Annotated in this window: 19 protein-coding genes; 6 read left to right on the plus strand and 13 right to left on the minus strand. The window is 69.6% G+C overall.

The genetic code is table 11. From position 1 onward, the window contains the following. Positions 1-130: 130 nt before the first annotated feature. From F4553_RS26945 to F4553_RS26955, 3 genes are all read right to left on the minus strand, one after another. Entirely contained in the window at positions 131-934 is an 804-nt protein-coding gene (locus tag F4553_RS26945; protein ID WP_184841364.1) for an ABC transporter permease, read from the minus strand. Continuing rightward, positions 931-1,896 carry an ATP-binding cassette domain-containing protein gene (locus F4553_RS26950; protein WP_184841366.1) on the minus strand — a complete coding sequence of 322 codons (966 nt, stop codon included), beginning with the start codon at positions 1,894-1,896 and terminating at the stop codon, positions 931-933. The genes F4553_RS26945 and F4553_RS26950 overlap by 4 nt, the downstream gene beginning before the upstream one ends. A 78-nt stretch (positions 1,897-1,974) precedes the next feature. Further along, positions 1,975-2,553, minus strand: coding sequence for a cob(I)yrinic acid a,c-diamide adenosyltransferase (locus F4553_RS26955; RefSeq protein ID WP_184841368.1), 579 nt, complete (start codon positions 2,551-2,553; stop codon positions 1,975-1,977). Here F4553_RS26955 and murA point away from each other — a divergent pair. Further along, entirely contained in the window at positions 2,531-3,916 is a 1,386-nt protein-coding gene (gene murA / locus F4553_RS26960) for a UDP-N-acetylglucosamine 1-carboxyvinyltransferase (protein ID WP_184841370.1), read from the plus strand. The genes F4553_RS26955 and murA overlap by 23 nt on opposite strands. A 59-nt stretch (positions 3,917-3,975) precedes the next feature. On the opposite strand, the gene F4553_RS26965 is transcribed toward murA, so the two are convergent. After that, positions 3,976-4,824 carry a 3-hydroxyacyl-CoA dehydrogenase family protein gene (locus F4553_RS26965; protein WP_184841372.1) on the minus strand — a complete coding sequence of 283 codons (849 nt, stop codon included), beginning with the start codon at positions 4,822-4,824 and terminating at the stop codon, positions 3,976-3,978. Between the two features lie 164 nt (positions 4,825-4,988). Between F4553_RS26965 and F4553_RS26970 the strand changes: the two genes are divergently transcribed. Then, positions 4,989-5,273: a putative signal transducing protein gene (locus F4553_RS26970; protein ID WP_184841374.1), complete on the plus strand. Its 285-nt coding sequence runs from the start codon at positions 4,989-4,991 to the stop codon at positions 5,271-5,273. A gap of 226 nt (positions 5,274-5,499) precedes the next feature. On the opposite strand, the gene F4553_RS26975 is transcribed toward F4553_RS26970, so the two are convergent. Next, entirely contained in the window at positions 5,500-6,294 is a 795-nt protein-coding gene (locus F4553_RS26975; RefSeq protein ID WP_184841376.1) for an ABC transporter permease, read from the minus strand. Next, positions 6,291-7,148 carry an ABC transporter ATP-binding protein gene (locus F4553_RS26980; RefSeq protein WP_184841378.1) on the minus strand — a complete coding sequence of 286 codons (858 nt, stop codon included), beginning with the start codon at positions 7,146-7,148 and terminating at the stop codon, positions 6,291-6,293. The genes F4553_RS26975 and F4553_RS26980 overlap by 4 nt, the downstream gene beginning before the upstream one ends. 132 nt (positions 7,149-7,280) lie before the next feature. On the opposite strand from F4553_RS26980, the gene F4553_RS26985 reads away from it, so the two are divergent. Continuing rightward, positions 7,281-9,272: a methylmalonyl-CoA mutase family protein gene (locus F4553_RS26985; protein WP_184841379.1), complete on the plus strand. Its 1,992-nt coding sequence runs from the start codon at positions 7,281-7,283 to the stop codon at positions 9,270-9,272. A gap of 430 nt (positions 9,273-9,702) precedes the next feature. Here the strand turns inward: F4553_RS26985 and F4553_RS26990 are convergent, their stop codons facing one another. The 5 genes from F4553_RS26990 to F4553_RS27010 all read right to left on the minus strand — a co-directional run bounded on the left by F4553_RS26990 (position 9,703) and on the right by F4553_RS27010 (position 14,964). Beyond that, the gene (locus F4553_RS26990) at positions 9,703-10,323 is read right to left on the minus strand and encodes a hypothetical protein (protein ID WP_184841381.1); all 621 of its coding nucleotides are present in this window, start codon (positions 10,321-10,323) and stop codon (positions 9,703-9,705) included. Beyond that, positions 10,320-13,037 (minus strand): FtsK/SpoIIIE domain-containing protein, encoded by a 2,718-nt coding sequence (locus F4553_RS26995; protein ID WP_312875401.1) that lies wholly within the window; start codon positions 13,035-13,037, stop codon positions 10,320-10,322. Before F4553_RS26995 ends, F4553_RS26990 begins: the two co-directional genes overlap by 4 nt. Then, positions 13,030-13,992: a hypothetical protein gene (locus F4553_RS27000; RefSeq protein ID WP_184841383.1), complete on the minus strand. Its 963-nt coding sequence runs from the start codon at positions 13,990-13,992 to the stop codon at positions 13,030-13,032. Before F4553_RS27000 ends, F4553_RS26995 begins: the two co-directional genes overlap by 8 nt. An 8-nt stretch (positions 13,993-14,000) precedes the next feature. Continuing rightward, positions 14,001-14,261 (minus strand): hypothetical protein, encoded by a 261-nt coding sequence (locus F4553_RS27005; RefSeq protein ID WP_184841385.1) that lies wholly within the window; start codon positions 14,259-14,261, stop codon positions 14,001-14,003. Between the two features lie 91 nt (positions 14,262-14,352). Continuing rightward, positions 14,353-14,964 (minus strand): DUF4126 domain-containing protein, encoded by a 612-nt coding sequence (locus tag F4553_RS27010; RefSeq protein ID WP_184841387.1) that lies wholly within the window; start codon positions 14,962-14,964, stop codon positions 14,353-14,355. A gap of 139 nt (positions 14,965-15,103) precedes the next feature. Between F4553_RS27010 and F4553_RS27015 the strand changes: the two genes are divergently transcribed. From F4553_RS27015 to F4553_RS27025, 3 genes are all read left to right on the plus strand, one after another. Continuing rightward, on the plus strand, positions 15,104-15,616 hold the full coding sequence (locus tag F4553_RS27015) for a hypothetical protein (protein WP_184841389.1): 513 nt from the start codon (positions 15,104-15,106) through the stop codon (positions 15,614-15,616). A 36-nt stretch (positions 15,617-15,652) separates the two neighbouring features. Then, the gene (gene nucS, locus F4553_RS27020; protein ID WP_184841391.1) at positions 15,653-16,312 is read left to right on the plus strand and encodes an endonuclease NucS; all 660 of its coding nucleotides are present in this window, start codon (positions 15,653-15,655) and stop codon (positions 16,310-16,312) included. Between the two features lie 149 nt (positions 16,313-16,461). Further along, positions 16,462-17,742: an SdrD B-like domain-containing protein gene (locus F4553_RS27025; RefSeq protein WP_184841393.1), complete on the plus strand. Its 1,281-nt coding sequence runs from the start codon at positions 16,462-16,464 to the stop codon at positions 17,740-17,742. Here F4553_RS27025 and F4553_RS27030 read toward each other — a convergent pair. Both F4553_RS27030 and F4553_RS27035 read right to left on the minus strand, forming a co-directional pair. Further along, positions 17,739-18,347, minus strand: coding sequence for an acyl-CoA-like ligand-binding transcription factor (locus tag F4553_RS27030; RefSeq protein WP_184841394.1), 609 nt, complete (start codon positions 18,345-18,347; stop codon positions 17,739-17,741). The two genes, F4553_RS27025 and F4553_RS27030, sit on opposite strands and share 4 nt — an antisense overlap. Further along, the gene (locus tag F4553_RS27035; RefSeq protein ID WP_184841396.1) at positions 18,325-19,863 is read right to left on the minus strand and encodes a DHA2 family efflux MFS transporter permease subunit; all 1,539 of its coding nucleotides are present in this window, start codon (positions 19,861-19,863) and stop codon (positions 18,325-18,327) included. Before F4553_RS27035 ends, F4553_RS27030 begins: the two co-directional genes overlap by 23 nt. Positions 19,864-19,894 lie beyond the last annotated feature (31 nt).

Below are 19,894 nucleotides of genomic sequence, written 5' to 3' on the forward strand. Positions count from 1 at the left end.
CATCTCCCTGAATTTTAGTGCTGGACACGCCGCTTCCATTGCAACAAACGTCAGGATCAACTCCGGCGAGGAAGTTGATCCTGACGTTTGTTGCGGGTTTTGCGGCGTGTCCAGCATTAAAATTCAGGGGTTAGCGGGCGGCGGCCTTGCGGTAGCGGGAGATCGACAGCGGGATGAAGATGATCAGGATCGCCGCGATCCAGAGCAGGGACAGCTCGATCGGGTGGTCCGCCGGGAAGCCACTGCCGCGCTCCGCGCCGTCCGGTGCGTTGCCCCACAGGTCGCGCAGGGACAGGACCACCGACGAGATCGGGTTCCACTCGGCGATCGGCTGCAGCCAGCCCGGCAGCGTGCTGGTCGGGACGAACGCGTTCGACAGGAACGTCAGCGGGAACATCCAGATGAAACCGGCACTCTGGGCCACCTCCACGGACTTCACCGACAGGCCGATGACGGCGCTGATCCAGCTCATGGCGTACCCGAAGATGATCAGGAGCAGGTAGCCGGCGACGCCCTTGGCGAAGCCGGTGTGGATGCCCCACCCGACGAGCAGGCCGGTCAGCGACATGACGACGATGACGAAGATGTTGTTGAGCAGGTCGGAGGTCGTACGCCCGATCAGCACGGCGGCGCGGGACATCGGCAGGGTGCGGAACCGGTCGACGATGCCCTTCTGCAGGTCGTCGGCGAGCCCGATCGCGGTGATGGCGGCGCCGAAGGCGACGGTCTGCACGAAGATGCCGGGCATGAGGAAGTCGCGGTAGCTCGTACCCGAGATCGGGATGGCGCCGCCGAAGACGAAGGCGAAGAGCAGTACGAACATGATCGGCTGGATCGTGGAGAAGATCAGCAGATCCGGGATCCGTTTGATCTTGATCAGGTTGCGTTTGGTGACGACCCAGCCGTCGGTGAGTGCCCCGGCGAGCGCGGTCATGACGCCACCTCCTCATCGGTCTCGGCGACGGCGGTGCCGGTCAGCTTCATGAAGACGTCGTCCAGGCTGGCGCGGTGGATGCCGATGTCGACCGGTTCGATCCCGGCGGCGTCGAGTCGGCGTACCACCTCGATGAGCGCGGCGGGCCCCCTCGTGACCGGTGCGTGCACCTCGTGCCCCTCCTCGGCGATGACCGGCTCGCCGGAGCAGACCGCCGCGAGGATCTCGGCGGTGGTCTGGGTCTCCGCCCGGCTGCCGAGGACGACGCTCAGGCGCTCGCCGCCGACCTCCTTCTTGAGGTCCTCGGGGGTGCCGTGGGCGATCGCGAGGCCCTTGTCGATGACGATGATGTCGTCGCAGAGCTGGTCGGCCTCCTCCAGGTACTGCGTGGTGAGCAGCAGGGTCGTGCCGGCCCGGACCCGCTCGGAGATCACGTCCCACATGCCGAGGCGGCTGCGCGGGTCCAGGCCGGTCGTCGGCTCGTCGAGCACGATGATCGGCGGGGACACGATGAGCGCTCCCGCCAGGTCCAGCCGCCTGCGCATACCCCCGGAGTAGGTCTTGACCGGGCGATCGGCCGCCTCGTCGAGCCGGAAGCGCTCCAGCAGCTCCCCGGCACGCTCCCGGGCCTGGCGCTTGCCCAGGTGGTAGAGGCGTCCGATCATCTCCAGGTTCTCGTAGCCGGTGAGGTACTCGTCGACCGCGGCGTACTGCCCGCTCACGCCGATGATCTTCCGTACGTCGCCGGGGCGGGTGAGCACGTCGATCCCGCCGACCGTGCACGATCCGGCGTCCGGCCGCAGCAGGGTCGTGATGATCCGCACCGTGGTCGTCTTGCCGGCTCCGTTCGGCCCGAGCAGGCCCAGGACGGTCCCCTCGGGAACGCGGAGGTCCAGACCGTCCAGGGCATGCACGTCGCCGTAGCGCTTGATCAGCCCCTGCGCGATGATCGCGTCCGCCATGAGCCCCACGCTAGCCGTACTAATGGAGGTCTTTTGGGGTTTTGGACAGCTAACGTCGGGTAAGAGTGCGATCGTGTATCAGCGCTCGCCTCCCGGCACCCACTTCACATCCGTCGTCCCGTCGTTGTTCGCCACGCGGGACAGGATGAAGAGCAGATCCGAGAGTCGATTGAGATACTGGGCAGGCAGCGTGCTTGTCCGGTCCGGGTCGGCCTCGAGTAGAGCGAAGACCATTCGCTCCGCCCGACGAGTCACCGTTCGGGCCACGTGCAGCAGCGCTGCGCCTGGCGACCCCCCGGGCAGAATAAATGAATCCAATTTGGATAGCCGTGCGTTGTACTCATCGCACCAGCCCTCCAGGCGGGTGACGTAATCAGCCGAGACGCGCAGCGGCGGATATTGGGGATCGGGGGCGATCGGGTTGCACAAGTCGGCACCCACATCGAATAGGTCGTTCTGCACTATGGTGAGCACGCCGCGAACATCGTCGGCGAGCGCGCCCATTGTGATCGCCACGCCGATAGCGGCGTTGCACTCGTCGACGTCGGCATACGCGGCTATCCGCGGATCCGTCTTGGAGACGCGCTCGAAGTTGCCCAGTGCGGTCGTGCCGGCATCGCCGGTCTTTGTGTAGATGCGGGTGAGGTGGACAGCCATGCTTGGCAGCGTACTTACTCTTCCCGGCCCTGTGGCCGGGGTAGCCGTCGACTCTACGATGGCGGACGTGGATGTGATCCAGGTTCAGGGACCGGCCCGGCTCGCCGGTGAGGTCGCCGTCGTCGGCGCGAAGAACTCGGCGCTCAAACTCATGGCGGCGGCACTGCTCGCCACCGGTGAGAGCGTCATCACCAATATCCCGCGCATCACCGATATCGCCCTCATGGGCGAGGTGCTGCGCAGGCTCGGCTGCGAGGTCTCCTTCACCGAGCGGAGCAAGACCCTCGCCGACGTCCGGATCAATGTCCCCGAGACGCTCAATCCCGAGGCGGACTACGACTTGGTACGCCGCCTGCGCGCCTCGATCTGCGTCCTGGGCCCGCTGCTCGCGCGGTGCGGCCGGGTTCGCGTAGCCCACCCCGGCGGCGACGCCATCGGCTCACGCGGGCTGGACATGCACGTCGCGGGCCTCGCGAGGATGGGCGCGGAGATCTCCGGCGAGCACGGCTTCGTCATCGCCGAAGCGCCCTCGGGCCTCAAGGGCGCGGCGATCTGGCTCGACTTCCCCAGCGTCGGCGCCACGGAGAACCTGCTGATGGCGGCCGTCCTCGCCAAGGGCGAGACGGAGATCGACAACGCCGCCCGCGAGCCCGAGATCGTCGACATCTGCACGATGCTCAGCTCGATGGGCGCCGACATCGAGGGCGCCGGCAGCTCCAAGCTCGTCGTCCGGGGCGTCGCGGCACTCTCGCCGACCACGCACGCCACCATCGGCGACCGCATCGTCGCCGGCACGTGGGCCTTCGGCGCCGCCATGACCCAGGGGGACGTGACGGTCACCGGCATCGACCCGGCGTACCTGGAGATCGCCCTCGACAAGATCGTCCAGGCGGGCGGCATGGTCGAAACCAGGCCCGACTCGTTCCGGGTCCGCATGGACAACCGCCCCCGGGCGGTCGACGTCGTCACCCTCCCGTTCCCGGGCTTCGCCACCGACCTCCTGCCGATGGCGATCGGCCTGGCAGCTGTGGCCGACGGCGTCTCCCTGGTCACCGAGAACATCTTCGACGGCCGCTTCATGTTCGTCCAGGAGATGATCCGGCTCGGCGCCGACATCAAGACCGACGGCCACCACGCGGTGGTCCGCGGGCGCGAGCGCCTGAGCAGCGCGGAGGTCCGGGCGACGGACATCCGTGCGGGCGCCGGCCTGGTGATCGCGGGCCTGCTCACCGACGGCACCACGGTGGTCCGCCACGCGCACCACATCGATCGCGGATATCCGGATTTCGTGAGCGACCTGCGCGGCCTCGGGGTCGTCGCGGATCGGGTCGAGGCTCCGGCTGATCCGGAATACATCATCTGAGTCCAGTGGTTGCGGTGGGTGTTCGGGGCGGGACCGACCGCCCCGAACACCCGCAACCGCTAGTAGCTGTAGAAACCCCGCCCCGACTTCCGACCGAGGTCTCCCGCCGCGACCATGCGCTGGAGGAGCTCCGGGGGGAAGAACTTGGGGTCGGCGGTGTCGGTGTAGATGTTGTGGGCGGCGTGGGCGAGGATGTCGACGCCGGTGAGGTCCGTGGTGGCGAGGGGGCCCATGGCGTGGCCGAAGCCGAGCTTGCAGGCCGTGTCGAGGTCCTCGGGGCTGACGACGCCGGACTCGACCAGCTTGACCGCCTCGACGACCAGGGCCGCGATGAGCCTGGTGGTGACGAAGCCGGCGATGTCGCGGTTGACGACGATGCAGGTCTTGCCGATGTTCTCGGCGAAATCCCGGGCGGTCTGGAGGGTCTCGTCGGTGGTCTTGAGACCCCGGACGAGCTCACAGAGCTTCATCATGGGTACGGGAGAGAAGAAGTGCGTGCCGACGACCGACTCGGGGCGCTGGGTGACCGCCGCGATCGTGGTGATCGGGATGGCGCTGGTGTTGGTGGCGAGGATCGTGCCGTCCTTGCAGACGCCGTCGAGCTGGCGGAAGAGCTCCTGCTTGATGTCGAGACGCTCGAAGATCGCCTCGATGACGATGTCGGCCTCCGCGACGGCGTCGAGGTCGGTCGTGGGGGAGATGCGGGCCAGGGCGGCCGCCGCGTCCTCCTGGGTGATGGTGCCCTTGCTCGCGAACTTGGCGAGGGACGCCTCGATGCCCCGCACGCCTCGGGACGTCGCGGCGTCGTCGACGTCGCGGAGCGTCACCTGCCAACCGGCCTGAGCTGCCACTTGAGCGATGCCGGAGCCCATCAGTCCCGCGCCGACTACCGCCAACCGTCCCGTCATCGTTCCTCCTGAAAATATCGCGGTCGTCGCCGCGAGCCTCACCTGCACCTTAACGACTCTTCAGTACGCTGGCTCGGCCGGAGGTAGCCCGATTCGGTGAAGGTCAGCGCAGGGCGTTCGGGCGGTGGCACACTGTGGCCATGCCCCTCATTGATGGTGCATTAGTGATTGCTCCGCTCTTCGCGCTGCTCGCGACGGGTGCGCTGGTGCTGATCATGCGCCGCGCCATGCAGGGCGAGCGGGTGGCTCGGCTCAAAGATGCAGAAATAGACGATTACGGCCTATTGTGCCCGGCGGCAGTGACCCGGGACCTGGTCGACGCCGAGCTGGTGAAGACCCACCTGGCGACCGGCGGCATCCGCTCGACGCTGGCCACGGATCTGGACGGCCGAATACGCGTCCTGGTCTTCGCCGACGAACTCGACCGGGCCCGCCGCCTGGTCGGCTGACCGCAGCCTCGTCGCACAGCACCGCACTGAGGTGCCGCTGTGCGGCCGTGGCGCTGCGCCGCCGTGCGGCCGTGCGGCCGTGCGGCCGTGCCGCTGCGCGGCGGCGTGCGGTCAAGATCGCCGCAACTCTTGAAGAGTTGGTGTTAAGGCTGGGTTTCAGGACCAACTCTTCAAGAGTTGCGACGATCTTGCGTCCGCTTCCCCGCAGGGGACCGGATCTGGAAGGTCAGCCGTCGCGCTTGGTGGTCCAGCGGAACGTCGTGATGCAGAGGATCAGCCCGATGACGCACCACGCGCCCAGGACCAGCGCGGTCTTGCCGAGCTCGTAGGAGCCGGCCACCTCGGTCTGCCCGAAGCTCTCCGGCAGGAACACCGAGCGCAGCCCCTGTGCCATCCACTTCAGCGGGAAGATCGCCGCGACCTGCTGCATGACGTGGGGGAGTGCCGCGTAGACGAAGTAGACGCCGGAGATGAACTGGAGCACCAGGGCTACCGGGGTCACCACGGCGGGGGCGCTGCGACCGGTGCGGGCGACCGACGAGAACGCGATGCCGAGCAGCGTGCAGGCGGTGAGGCCGAGGAAGGTCACCCAGGCGAAGGTGAACCACTTCTGTCCGGTCTGCGGCAGGTCGACGTCGAACATCAGCGTCGCCAGGATGAGCAGCAGGATGATCTCCACGACGGCGATCGCCGCGACCATGAAGATCTTGCCGGCGAAGTACGCCCACTTCGGCATCGGCGTGCCCTGGAGCCGCTTGAGTACGCCGCGGTCCCGCTCGATCGGGATCTGGATCGCGAGGCTCTGGAAGCTCACGCTGATGATGCCGGAGGCGATCATGCCGGTGACGAAGTACTGCGTCATCTTCACATCGGTGCCGTCGATCGTGAAAGTGAAGATCGACCCGAAGATGACCATCATCATCAGCGGGAAGGCGAGCGAGAAGACGACCGATTCGCGGCTGCGGAGGAACTGCTTGATCTCCAGCTTGCCGCGCTGGAGGGCGAGCGACGTCGAGCTCACTGGTTGGCTCCGATCATGGTCAGGTAGATGTCCTCGAGCGTCGGCCGGTGGATCGTGAGCTCCGGCACCTCGCCGCCGCCGAAGTCCGAGGCCGAGAGCGACGCCACGACCGCGGTCGGCGTATCCGTCTCGGTGGTGCGGGTCTCGCCCTGCGCGTTGCGCCAGCTCACCTTCGCCGTGGCGAAGTTGCGGCCGCCCAGTTCGGAGGGGGTGCCTACCTCGATCATCTTGCCGTTGGCGATGACGCCGACACGGCTCGCGAGCGCCTCGGCCTCGTCCAGGTAGTGGGTGGTGAGCAGGATCGTGGTCCCGATCGCGGAGAGGTCGCGGATCAGGTCCCAGAACTCGCGCCGCGCCTGCGGGTCGAAGCCGGTCGTCGGCTCGTCGAGAAAGAGCAGCTCGGGATTGCCCACGATGCCGAGTGCCACGTCCAGGCGCCGCTTCTGGCCGCCGGAGAGCTTGTGGGTACGCCAGTTGGTCTTCTCGGTCAGCCCCACCCGCTCGATCACCTCGCCGGGATCGGCGCCCTTGGTGTAGAAGGTCGAGAAGTGGCTCACCACCTCGCCGACCGTGAGGTCGTCGAACTCGCCGGTGGTCTGCAGCACGATGCCGACCCGCTGCCGCCACTCCATGCCGGCCTTGCTCGGGTCGACGCCGAGGACGCTGACCTCGCCGGCGTCGCGCTTGCGATAACCCTCGAGAATCTCGACGGTGGTGGACTTCCCCGCCCCGTTGGGGCCCAGCAGCGCGAAGCACTCGCCTCGGTGGATCGAGAGGTCGACGCCGTCAACCGCTGCCTTGTCGTCGTAGGTTTTGCGCAGTCCCACAACGGAGATCGCGAGATCGTCAGACATGCGAGCCACTATGCCTCATGCCGTCATGGGCGGCGTCATACGGTGGACGGGGCGAGGGTGGGCCGCGTCACCAGGGGTGTCGTGAAGTATTTCACCGGGACAGGTTACTTAACGGTCACTTAGAATCCGGGAATGACGGACTTCCGGCTCGGCCACCCCGATCGTCCCTGGGTGATGCGCACCTACGCCGGGCACTCCAGCGCTGCGGCCACCAACGCGCTCTTCCGCCGCAACCTGGGCAAGGGGCAGACCGGGCTGAGCGTCGCCTTCGACCTGCCGACCCAGACGGGCTACGACCCCGATCACGAGCTCGCGGCGGGCGAGGTGGGGCGGGTGGGCGTACCCGTCTCGCACATCGGCGACATGCGCGCGCTCTTCGACGGCATCGACCTCGGTGCGGCCAATACCTCCATGACGATCAACGCGACGGCGATGTGGCTGCTGGCGCTCTATGTCGAGGTCGCGCACGAGCAGGGCGTCGACACGACCAGGCTGATGGGTACGACGCAGAACGACCTGATCAAGGAGTACCTGTCGCGGGGGACCTACATCTTCGCGCCGGCACCGTCGCTGCGGCTCACCACCGACATGATCGCCTGGTCGGTGCGGCATACGCCGCAGTGGAACCCGGTCAACATCTGCTCCTATCACCTGCAGGAGGCCGGCGCGACGCCCGTGCAGGAGGTCGGCTTCGCGCTCGCCACCGCCGTCGCGGTGCTCGACGCCGTTCGCGACGCCGGGCAGGTGGCGCCGGACGCGATGGGCGAGGTGGTCCAGCGGATCTCGTTCTTCGTCAACGCCGGGGTGCGCTTCGTCGAGGAGATGGCGAAGATGCGGGCATTCGCACAGCTCTGGGACGAGATCACCCGGGATCGGTACGGCGTGACGGACGCTCGGCAGCGAAGGTTCCGTTATGGCGTACAGGTGAATTCGTTGGGGTTGACCGAGGCGCAACCGGAGAACAACATCCAGCGGATCGTGCTGGAGATGCTCGGCGTGACCCTCTCGCGCGGCGCCCGCGCGCGGGCCGTGCAGTTGCCCGCGTGGAACGAGGCGCTCGGCCTGCCGCGCCCCTGGGACCAGCAGTGGAGCCTGCGGATGCAGCAGGTGCTGGCGTTCGAGTCGGACCTGCTGGAGTACCCGGACCTCTTCGACGGGTCCCATGTGGTCGAAGGGCTCGTCGGCTCCATCGTGGATGGTGCGAAGGCCGAGCTCGACAAGATCAGCGAGCTGGGCGGCGCCGTGGCGGCGGTCGAGTCCGGCTATCTCAAGAGCGCGCTCGTCGGGTCGCTCGCCGACAAGCGGCGCCGGATCGAGTCCGGCGACGACGTCGTGGTCGGCGTCAACCGCTTCACCGAGACCGAGTCCTCGCCGCTCACCGCCGCCGGAGCGCAGGCGATCATGCAGGTCGACTCCACCGTCGAGGCCGCCGCATCCGACGCGGTCAAGGCGTGGCGCTCGGCCCGGGACAGCGCACTGGTCGACGCGGCGCTGGCCGAGCTGCGGCGGGTCGCAGCGACGACCGAGAACCTGATGGACGCCACGATCGCGTGCGTGCGAGCGGGCGTCACGACCGGCGAGTGGGCGTCGACGCTGCGCGGGGTCTTCGGGGAGTACAGGGCTCCGACCGGCTTGGCGGGTGCGTCTCTCGCGGGTGACGCACCATCGCTGCGGGGGGTACGGGCCCGGGTCGCACAGACCGCCGACGAGCTGGGACGCGGGCGGCTGCGGATTCTGATCGGCAAGCCGGGGCTCGACGGGCACTCCAACGGCGCCGAGCAGATCGCGGTGCGGGCTCGGGACGCCGGATTCGAGGTCATCTATCAGGGGATCCGGCTGACGGCTGCGCAGATCATCGCTGCCGCCGTCGCGGAGGACGTGGACATCGTCGGGCTCAGCGTGCTGTCGGGGTCGCACCTGAGCGCGGTGCCTGCGGTGATCACGGGACTGCGGGCGGCCGGGGCGGACATCCCGGTGGTGGTCGGCGGGATCATCCCGGACGACGACGCGGTGACGCTGCTGGCGGCGGGCGCGGCGAAGGTGTTCACGCCGAAGGATTTCGCGCTGACGGACATCATGGACGACCTGGTGACGGTGATCCGGCACGCCAACGGCCTACCCTGACCACGGCGCCGCGCGCCCGCTGTCGGCGTTGATCGCGTTGTTTCCGGGAAACAGTCCCTATGTCTGCGCTGGTTAGGGCTACTTTCCGGGAAACAGCGCGATCTCCCTAGTGCGTGGTGCGGCAGCGATGCGATGCGGCGCGTGCTGCCTCGCTGCGCGTTGATCACGTCTGGTTCGGGGAAGCAGACGTGATCACGCAGCGTGATCACGTCTGCTTCCCCGAACCAGACGTGATCACTTCACGCTTGTGGGCGGCGGGCCGGCCGATCAAGCGACGCGGATGTGGGGGCAACTGCGGCACGCTCGGCATCTCGCCGCGGGCCACCCGGATGATCGCGCTATTTCCCGGAAAGTAGCCCTAACCAGCGCAGAGGTAGGGACTATTTCCCGGAAACAACGCCAACGCCAACGCCGCGAGCGGGTGAGCGGCTCAGCGCAAGTAGAGCGCGCTGCCCAGTGCCGCCAGCATTCCGCCCAGCACCGTCAGGCCCACCGCACCCGTGTCCAGGCGGGTCCCCTCGCGGTGGTCCACCCAACGCGAAGCCAGCGGCAGCCCGGCGAACGGCGCCAGGATGAAGAACAGCCACGCCAGCGGCAGTCCCAGCCAGAACAGCCCGGACGCCACCAGCGCCACGATCGTCGCGCACACCCCGCCGAGCAGGGGCAGCACGACCAGCACCCCACCGGGGATCGAATCACCGCGCTTGGCCCGCACGATCCGGTTGGCCGCCGACTGCAGCAGCTCAGCGGCATCGGCATCGCCGTGGGTCGAGAACGCGGGCGCGGGCAGGTCGCCCACACGTCGACCCCGCAGCAGCCGCAGGTCTCCCCAGACCCGCTCGGCCTGCTGATCGACCTTGACCAGGGCAAGCTCACGAGTGGCCACGGCCGCCGAGGCAGCCTCGACGGCCTCGGCCGCAGCGGCGACATCGCGCTCCACCGCAGCCCGACCATCCATGTAGGACTGTCCAGCCGCAGCGGCGGCCGCGTCCCGGCGCCGTGCGGCGGCGACGAGGTCGGCGACGAGGCTGCGATATTCGGCGACCGTCACAGCGTCACCTCGTAGGGGATGATGATCTCCGGGCTGCGGTGCACCGCCCGGTCGAAGAAGAGCGCCCGCTGCTCGCGCGGGAACCACACCGGCCCGCCCGGCTGCGGCGTCAGCGGCGCGAGCTCATTGCCGTGCACGTCCAGCGCCACCCACGCGCCGATCGCATCGAGCCGCGCTCCGATCCCCCCGAGGTCGTCGCGCAGCCGCGCGACCGTCCGCCACCAGGCCAGCATGTGGGTACGCCGTTCCGGCCCCCGGGACAGCACGGTCCGCAGCAGCTCGTGCCCGGTCGGCTCGCCGGGTCCCCGCCGTGCGGCGAGCTGTGCCGAGGCGGCATCGAGGGCGTAGGCGAGGACGTAGTGCGGGCGGTCGTTCTCGGCCGACTCGGCGAGGTCGAGCAGCGCCGGGTAGAGGCTGTCCACTCCGTGGAACTCCGAGACCGGCAGCGCCGCGTGCAGCGCCTTGGCGGCGTGTTCGGCGTCGGAGTCGAGGCAGAGGATGGTGAAGTCGGCGCTGCCCGGCTCGTGCTGGCGGGCCAGGGCGAGCCCGGCTGACGCGAGTACGGCACAGGCTTCGTCGATGCGGTTGCCGAGGACGGCGAGGTTGCGGCCGGGTGCCCGGTTGAGGCGTACGGTCGCGGGCCGCCCGGTGACGTCGATCGTCTCGCCGATGAGCGCCACCGCGCCCTGGTTGGCGAGCGGCGAGGGCCCGCCGGGCAGGATCGGGTAGGCGGGCCGGGCGTCGCCGTCGAAGAGCCGGGGCTCGTCGGCATCGGCGGCGCGCTGGAGCCAGAGGCTGCGCTGCAGCTCCTGCCACTCGACCCGGTTGCCGCAGTTGGGGAGGCGGACGATCTGGTTGGCGGTGGGGGAGCCGGAGTCGGCGTTGATCACCGCGTGGTGCCGGGGGATCAGGTCGGCGGCGAGGTTGGTCTCGGCGAGTACCCGGCGCGCCTTGGGCAGGGCGATCCGCAGGGTGAACTGCCCGACGAGGCCGGAGCGCCCCCAAAGGGCCTCGATGCCGGTGACGTCCTGGGAGGCGAGCACGAGGTGGATGCCCTGCGAGCGCCCGCGCCGGGCGAGGTCCTCCAGCAGGGCGACGGCCTCGCTCGTCACCGCGTCGCGGCCGGTGAGCAGCACCTGGAACTCGTCGATCACGGCGATGATCCGGGGCCAGTGGCCGCCGGGGTCCTCGCTGCGCAGCTCGGCCAGCTTCGTCGCGCCGTGCTTCTTGGCGGCGGCGGCCCGTCGGCGCAGCTCGTCGGCGAGGTGGCGCAGCAGGGCCAGGCCGAACTCGCGGTCGGCGTTGACGTTGATGCCGACGAGGCGCAGATGCGGCAGCCAGGTCTCGTCGCGGTGCGACGGTGCGAAGCGGGCGAACGAGACGCCCTCCTTGAAGTCGAGCAGGTGCAGCTCGAGCTCGCTGGGGGCGTACCGGCTGGTGAGACCGGCGAGGAACGCGTAGATCAGGTTGGTCTTCCCGGAGCCGGACGGGCCGGCGATGAGCGCGTGCGGCGGGTCGTCGCCGAGGACGAGTTCGGCGAGCTCGCCGTCGGTGCCCTCACCGATCGGCGCCCGGAGGCACTCGGCGGAGGACTCGGTCCACAGCTCCTCGGGGAGCAGATAGTCGAGTGTCGCCGGGGGCGGCCCGGCGGCGAGCTCCTTGCAGACGGCGGTGACGAGTTCGGCGGGCGGGGCCTGGTCGAGCGCGATCGACAGCTCCCCGGTGAGCCCCGGTGCCACACCGAGTCCGGCCGCGATCGTCATCGAGAGCACCGTCGGGTGCTCCACGAGCGTGATTCCCCTGGTCACGATATGTACGCCGGCCGCGACCCCGGTACGCGTGATCCGGTCCAGCTGTGCCCGCTGCGCGGTGCTGAGCTCGACGGTGTCGTCGCCGAGCAGGACGGCGATCCGCCACGGTTCGGGGCGGCGCCCGGAGACGGCAGCCGCTTCGGCGAGTCCGGCGTGCTCCCCGGCGAGGACCTGCTCGTTGATCCGCTGGATCTCCTCGACCAGCCCGTCGAGCATGCCGGTGAGCCCGCCCGGCCCGACGAAGGTGAGCTGCCCGCTCGTGGCGAGGGGCGCGAAACCGGCGAGCGCCCCGCCGAGCTGCCCGGGATCGAAGATCCAGAGTTTGACCTGGCCGCTGGGCGTGGAGCGGAGCGTACGCAGGAGCAACCCGGCGATCACACCGTCCGAGAGGGGTCGGTCGTCGGTGGTGAGCCAGAGATGGGTCGCGTCGAGCAGCGGCAGCAGCGCCGGTACGCCCACCTCGGCAAGCTCCCCGATCCGCAACAGCCCCGGTGCCATAGGACCAACTCTTGAAGAGTTGCGGCGATCTTGCCGGTCGCCTCGGTCGCTGCGGTCGGCTCGATCGGCTCGGTCGGCTTGGGACTCGGTGAGGGACGGCCAGGTTGACCAGGGTGCTCCGCAGGCGTCGGGGGCTGCTGCGGCGGCGAGTTCGCGCAGGGCCTTCGTCAGGGCTGCGGTCTGGCGTACCAGCCGGTCGGCGGCTGCGGAGACCTCCGCGTCGCGCTGGCGCGCCAGGGTGGCGAAGCGCTCGGCCGAGCTGGCCTTCGCGGCACTGAGCTGCGCGTGCGCCTCCCGCTGGCGGGCCAGCCCGTCGTCGAGGCAGCGCCGGACCGCAGCGCGGGCAGCGGCGAGTTCCCGGCGTACGGAGGCGACGAGGGGACCCCGCCGGACCCTGTTAGACACCGCTTCGGTCGACAGCGCGCGGCTCGCCCAGCGCGTCGATGGCGGAGCGGCGGCGGGTCGGATCGGTCACCCGCAGCGCCGCCCGGTGAGTGGCGGCCGACTGTGCGGCACCGCGCTCGGCCTCGATCACCTTCGCGAGGTCCGCCGCGGAGCGCCCGGTCGCCGCGAGCAGCCCCGCGACGAGCACGGTCGCGGCGGCGGCTGCGTCCACGGGGTGGATCGGCGTCGAGTCGCTGCGGCGCTGGGGCTGCACGTGGCAGACCCGGGCCAGCGCCTCCTCGGCTGCGGCTGCCGGGAGCTTGGGCAGGAGCGCGGCGATCTTCGGGAGCGCCGCTCGGCGTACCCGTGCAAGATCTTCCAACCGTGCGGGGTGGCCGCAGAGCTCGCCCGCCAGGTGCCGGAGCAGCGGCGGCGCGATCGCGGCGACGCCGAGGCCGACCGCCGGGCCGGCGGCGGCGAGCTCGCGCCGCAGCCGCACCGGGTTCTCGTCGAGGGCCGCAGCCGTGCAGCGGCGCAGCAGCTCGGCGCTGGTCGCGGCTGCCTCGGCGCGAGTCGACCGGCTCACCGTGTCGGGACCGCCACCGGCGATCTCGCTGACCCGCGCCGCCCACCAGTCGGTGAGCTGCGCGACGTCGCTGCGCGAGTTCTGCGCGGGCACGCTCGGCACGAGGGCGGCGGTCCACTCCTCGCGCGCGCCGTCGGTCGAGATGCCCAGAGCAGCCGTGTACGCATCGAGCGCGTCCTGAGCACCGCGCATCAGCGCCACGGCGTTCTCCAGGCGCTCCACGGCGCCGCTGAGCTGTGGAATCCGCGCGGGGTCGCTCGTGGACTGCATGACCCACGCGAGCAGGTCACCCGCCGAGCGCAGCCGCTCGGCAGCCGCGGTCACCTGTGCCACCGGAAGATCGTCACGGGCGACCCGGATGTGGTCGGCCAGATCCTGAACGAGACTCATGCCCTCACCTACAGCGCCGCGACATAGCTCTGAGCCTGCTCCACCGCGCTGAGCGTGGCGGTGAGGCAGTCCTCGAGTTCGGTGGTGGCCTGGGCCAGGGCGGCCTGCGCCGCGGTCACAGACTCGTGACCGGAGCCCTCCACCGCGACGGCGAGGCTGAGCTGTGCGTCGCCGAGCCTCTCGTTGGCGGAGCGCACGGCGTCCTGGCTCTCCTGGACGTGCAGCATCGCGGCATCGATGGCTGCCTTGACCTCGGCGACACTCGCCACGGCCACCTCCACGGAAGACTGACGGGGTGATACCCGCCGATTATCGCGGAGATTACTTTAAAACGGACAAAACGCGCGCGAATCGCACGAACTATCTGTACTGGTTGGCGTACGCCTGCCGTGCCAACTTCATCCGCTTCCGCCTGCGCAGCATCCACCAGACGAAGAAGACGAATCCGATCAGGAAAAGGATGATCAGGATCGGGATGATGATCGCGGTGACCGAGAGCCCGGCACTCGCCGTGTCCTCGACCGTCGATGCGACCGGCGCGCCCACGCCCAGCGTCATCGTGTTGATCACCGGCCGGGCGGTCGCCTTGGTGATGTGGACGCCGAGTGCCATGACGATGCCGATCAGGATCGGCACCCACTGTTTGGACTCGAAGAAGCTCGCCGGGTCCGAGACCGTGACCGTCTCCGAACTCGACCCGGCGCCGAAGGCGAGACCACCGGCGGTCGGCCGGACCACCGTCTGCACGATGTCGTTGACGGAGTCGACCGCCGGGATCTTGTCGGCGACGAACTCGATCGCGAGCAGCACGCAGAGGATGACCAGGACCCAGCCGTTGGAGATCCAACTCCACGTCTTGGGTAACTCGATCAGGTCGGTGTACCTGGCGAGCAGACCGATCGCGAGGAGCGGAATGTAGGCATTGAGTCCCGCCGCGGAGGCGAGACCGGCACCGGTGAGCGCTTCAAGCACTCAGACAGCATGGCACCCTTACGCCATTCGGGCAGCCTGACGTGCGAGTTGCCTGGTAGGGGGCTGTTCGTTCGGTTTCGACCGCATCGGGCACCGGGTCGATTACGTAGAGCGACCGCAATCCGTAGGGTCGCCCAGCATGAACGCCTATGAGACCCCGCCTGCGCCGAAGAAGGCACTGACCCCGCTCAAGATTTTCGGCATCGCCGGAGCGGCGCTGCTCGCGGTCATCATCGGCTGCTGCGGCGTGGGTGCTGCGACGATGCTCGGTGGTGGCGACACCAAGAGCGCGTCGCCGCAGCAGTCGGCGAACGGACTGCCTCAGCCCGCCCCGGCCGTGACGACGGCCGCAGCCGAGCCGACCGTCTCGCCGACACCGGCCGTGCAACCGACCACTCTCGCTCCGACGAAGTCGCCGAGCACTAAGCCGAGCGCCAAGCCGACGCCGAAGCCCCCGACACCCCCGAAGCCGTCCACCAAGCCCAAGCCCAAGCCGAGCCCCACACCGGAGCCTGAGCACACCGTAGGCACTGCCGTCCATGCCGGAGCCTTCTGCTCGCAGCACTGGTGGTTCGGCCACACCTCGACCGGCAAGCTCATGCAGTGCAAGCCGAGTGCAACGGATTCCAGGTTCCGGTGGCGTGCGGCCTGACGGAGCGCCCGGATCAGGAGGGGATAGGCTCGCGCGGTGCGTTTGGTGATAGCTCGATGCTCGGTGGATTACGTCGGACGGCTCGCGGCGCACCTGCCGACCGCTAACCGACTGATCATGGTCAAGGCCGACGGTTCGGTCCTCGTGCACTCCGACGGCGGCTCCTACAAGCCGCTGAACTGGATGTCGCCGCCCTGCAAGATCGAGGAAGCGCCCGGCGTGTGGCGCGTCGTCAACAAGGCGGGCGAGGAGCTGCGGATCACCCTGGAGGAGGTCTTCAGCGACTCCGCGCACGAGCTGGGGCAGGATCCCGGGCTGCGCAAGGACGGCGTCGAGGCGCACCTGCAGGAGCTGCTCGCGGCTCTGCCGGAGACGTTCGGCGAGGGCTTCTCCCTGGTCCGCCGCGAATACATGACGGCGATCGGACCGGTCGACCTGCTCTGCCGCGACAAGGCGGGCGCCCACGTGGCGATCGAGGTCAAGCGGCGCGGTGACATCGACGGGGTCGAGCAGCTGACCCGGTACCTGGAGCTGCTCAACCGGGACACGCTGCTGGCTCCGGTCGCCGGGATCTTCGTGGCGCAGGAGATCAAGCCGCAGGCTCGCGTACTCGCCGCGGACCGGGGCATCCGCTGCGTCGTCGTCGACTACGACCGCCTGCGCGGCATGGAACGCAACGAGCTCACCCTCTTCTAGCGCGAGTCCTTCCAGCGCGATCAAGCCGCGCACGTACTGCCGAGCCCTCGCGATAGCACCAACTCTTGAAGAGTTGCGGCGATCTTGGCGCGCGGGTTTGGCCGTTCGGGGCCTGCCGTGGGGTCGACCGGTGTCTCTATGGTGCGTCCGTGAGGGTTGGGATCGCGCTGAGAGTCGCCGTCGCCGCTGCGGTGGGGATGCTGGTCGTGCTGGCCGGGGCTCCGGCCCAGGCGAAGACCACGATCACCGTCACGCTGACGCTGGCGCGCTCGCAGTACGCCGACGGCGAGGAGATCCGCCCGACCGCCAAGCTCAACGGGCTGGTCGCCAACCCGGCGATCACCGGTCAGCTGCGCTTCGAGCGTTACGCATCGCCGGGCTGCAATGGCAGCAGGTCCACTCTCTCCACGCCCAACGCGGGCGGGGGCACGATCACCGGACCCAACTACAGCAGCGGTGATCTGGGCCGGCACAGCATGAAGGTGACCTACCCGGGCGACACCAACTACAACCCGGCGGCGAGTTCCTGCGTGGACTACGCCCAGCAGCGGCAGTCGCAGGTCGGCACGGATCTGCCGAAGCAGACCTTCACCACCTCCGAGCAGATCCGGCCCTCGGTCACGCTGAACAATGTGCAGGCCAACGCCGGTGGGTCGGTGGAGTACCAGCGCTGGGTCGGCTCCAACGGCTGCACCGGCCCGGCCGCGACGCTCGGCTCCAGCCCGGTCGTCAACAGGGTGGTCCAGCAGTCCTTCGACCACCAGGACGGCAAGCTGGGCGTGCACGAATACCGGGCCCGTTACTCCGGCGACGACGACAACCGCGCGGCCGATTCGTCCTGCGAGGCCTATCTGGTGGGTACGCACATCCGGGGCCGCCTGTTCGTCGACACCGACGCGGACGGCGTCCTCGACGGCGGCGAGCCGGGGCTGGGCAACGTGCAGATCGCCCTGCGCAAGGGTGCCGCGAGCGTCGCGATGACCGACACGGCCGCCGACGGCGCATACGAGTTCTTCGTGACCGAGGCGGCGACCTTCACCGTGGCGCCCAACCGTCTGGGCGACTATCGCGCCACCACGCCGGAGAAGCTGGACGTGCCGGTCAGCGGCCCGCCCGTGACCGGTCGCAACTTCGGCATCGCGAAGATCGTGGCGTCACCGTCGGCCTCGTCGAGCACATCGGAGTCGCCGAGCCCGTCGCCCAGCCAGTCGGAGAGCCCGAGCGCGGAGCCGAGCCCCACCGAGGAGCCGGTGCCGTCGGAGGAGGCGGTCTCGGAGCCCGTCGACCTCCCGTCGCCCGCCGGTCCGCCCGGCGGCCTCAGCGACATCGGCATCTACGGCCTCTTCTGCGGCGGAGCCGTGGTGATCATCGGCTCGGCACTGCTGGTCCTGACCCTGCGCCGACGCCCCGACCGCCTGGGCGATCTTTAGCCGACGAGCCCGTCCTCCAGGTGGGCGAGGCACTCGTCGAGCAGGTCGGGCAGGGACGCGGCGCCGTCGGAGTCCATCCAGGCGAGAATCGCCGCGAGCGTCGCACCGACGAAAGCCCCCGCGAAGGTACGCACACCGAGGTCGCTCGCCGCCCGCCCGCTGCGCCGGGCCAGCCCCTGCGAGAACATCTCCAGCGTTTCGAGCTGCTGCTCCATCATCCGGGCCCGCAGCGCCGGGACCTCCATCTGCAGTTTGGTGCGGCGGTAGACCTCGTCGCCGATCTGCGGATAGAGATCGGCCAGCACCTCCCGCATCGCCGCCCGCAGCGCCGGGACCGGCCGCACATCCAGCGGCTGCCGCAGGAACGCCTCGACGAGGAGCGGGTCGTACTCGTCGCGCAGGACGACGTCCTCCTTGGTGGGGAAGTAGCGGAAGAAGGTGCTCGGCGACACCTCGGCCGCCTCGGCGATCTGCTCCACCGTGGTGCCCTCGTAGCCCTGCTCGGCGAACAATCGCAGGGCCTGCTCCTGGATCGTCCGCCGAGTCTTCGCCTTCTTGCGCTCGCGCAGTCCCGGCGTCGGTTCAGGGGGTCCGGCTGAGTTCATGCGTGCCATTCTCGCTCGCCGCCGGGGTGGGCGCAGGGCGGCCCGGCATGAAGACGGCGATGAGGATCGCGCCGAGCACCGCACCGATCGCGCTGGCGACCAGGACGACGTTCATGCCGTGGATGAAGGCCGCCTGCGCGGAGGAGAGCAGTGCCTGATCACCGAGGCGCTGAGCCACGGCGACCGCGCCGGTGATCGAGTCCTCGGCGGCCGTCGCAGCCTGCGCGGGCAGCCCGGAGGTGTCGAGGTCCCGGGCGTAGGCGAAGGAGAGCAGGCTGCCCAGGGTGGCGACGCCGAGGGCTCCGCCGACCTGGCGGAGTGCCTGCAGCAGCCCTGAACCGGCTCCGGCCTGCTCCTCGGGGACGGCGGCGAGGACGGCGTCCATGATGGGCGGCAGGGTCAGTCCGATGCCGAGACCGACCACGGTGAGCCAGCGCGCTGCTTCGGCGTACCCACCGGTGGTGGTGGTTTGGGCGCCGAGGGCGAAGCCCGCGGCGAGGACGAGCATGCCCGCGCTGACGACGGTCCGGACGCCGAGCCGCTTGGTCAGGCGCTCGGAGGCGAGGCCGCCGACGAGCAGACCGCCGATGAGCGGGACGAGGCGCAGGCCGGTGCCGAAAGCGCCGTTGCCGAGCACGACCTGGAGGTACTGCGGGGTGACGAAGAGCAGGCCGACGAGGGTGAGCGAGACGAAGGCCGCGCTGACGGTGCCCCAGACGAAGATCGGCTGGCGGAAGAGGCGGAGCTCGACCATGGGCTGCCGCGAGCGGAGCTGCAGGGTGACGAAGCCGCCGAGGGCGAGCGCGCCCCCGATGAGCGTGGCGAGCACGGTCGGGTCGGCCCAGCCGTCGGCGGGTGCCTGGATCACGCCGAAGACGATGCCGCCGAGCCCGGCGACGGCGAGTGCGACGCCGAGCGGGTCGAGGCGGCGGCCCTGCGGGTCCTTCGACTCGGGCAGCAGCATCGTGGCCATGACCAGCGCGAGGCCGATCACCGGCACGTTGATCAGGAAGACCGAGCCCCACCAGAAGTGCTCCAGCAGCCAGCCGCCGAGGATCGGGCCGAGCGGTAGTCCGAGGGCGGTGCCGCCGGTCCAGATCGCGATGGCCCGGCCCCGCTCGTCGGGCGGGAAGATGCTCGGCAGGATCGCCATCGAGACCGGCAGGATGATCGCCGCGCCGATGCCCATCGCCGCGCGAGCCGCGATCAGTGCTGCGGTGCCGCCCGCGAACGCCGCCGCGAGCGAGGCACCGAGGAAGAGGGCAAGCCCGGTGAGCAGGAGTTTCTTGCGGCCCAGTCGATCGCCGAGGAGGCCGGCGGGCAGCATCAGGGCGGCGAGCACCACGAGGTAGGCATCGATGATCCATTGAAGGTCGTCGGTTCCCGCGCCGAGATCGCGGGCGAGCGTCGGCAGGGCGACGTTGAGCACGGTGCCGTCGAGGCCGACGACGAGGACGGAGAGGGCGAGCGCTGCGAGCGCCCACCAGCGGCGCGGCGAGGAAGTGGAAGTCTGCATAATTTGAGAGTAGCTCTCAAATCAAAGCTGA

Source organism: Allocatelliglobosispora scoriae (assembly GCF_014204945.1).
Classification (GTDB): domain Bacteria; phylum Actinomycetota; class Actinomycetes; order Mycobacteriales; family Micromonosporaceae; genus Allocatelliglobosispora; species Allocatelliglobosispora scoriae.

Coding starts and splice junctions, on each gene's coding strand:
- F4553_RS26945 (WP_184841364.1), bottom strand. CDS start 934: ATGACCGCGCTCGCCGGGGCACTCACCGACGGCTGGGTCGTCACCAAA.
- F4553_RS26950 (WP_184841366.1), bottom strand. CDS start 1,896: ATGGCGGACGCGATCATCGCGCAGGGGCTGATCAAGCGCTACGGCGAC.
- murA (WP_184841370.1), top strand. CDS start 2,531: ATGCGGGTGAGGTGGACAGCCATGCTTGGCAGCGTACTTACTCTTCCC.
- F4553_RS26955 (WP_184841368.1), bottom strand. CDS start 2,553: ATGGCTGTCCACCTCACCCGCATCTACACAAAGACCGGCGATGCCGGC.
- F4553_RS26965 (WP_184841372.1), bottom strand. CDS start 4,824: ATGACGGGACGGTTGGCGGTAGTCGGCGCGGGACTGATGGGCTCCGGC.
- F4553_RS26980 (WP_184841378.1), bottom strand. CDS start 7,148: ATGTCTGACGATCTCGCGATCTCCGTTGTGGGACTGCGCAAAACCTAC.
- F4553_RS26985 (WP_184841379.1), top strand. CDS start 7,281: ATGACGGACTTCCGGCTCGGCCACCCCGATCGTCCCTGGGTGATGCGC.
- F4553_RS27000 (WP_184841383.1), bottom strand. CDS start 13,992: ATGAGTCTCGTTCAGGATCTGGCCGACCACATCCGGGTCGCCCGTGAC.
- F4553_RS27015 (WP_184841389.1), top strand. CDS start 15,104: ATGAACGCCTATGAGACCCCGCCTGCGCCGAAGAAGGCACTGACCCCG.
- F4553_RS27030 (WP_184841394.1), bottom strand. CDS start 18,347: ATGAACTCAGCCGGACCCCCTGAACCGACGCCGGGACTGCGCGAGCGC.
- F4553_RS27035 (WP_184841396.1), bottom strand. CDS start 19,863: ATGCAGACTTCCACTTCCTCGCCGCGCCGCTGGTGGGCGCTCGCAGCG.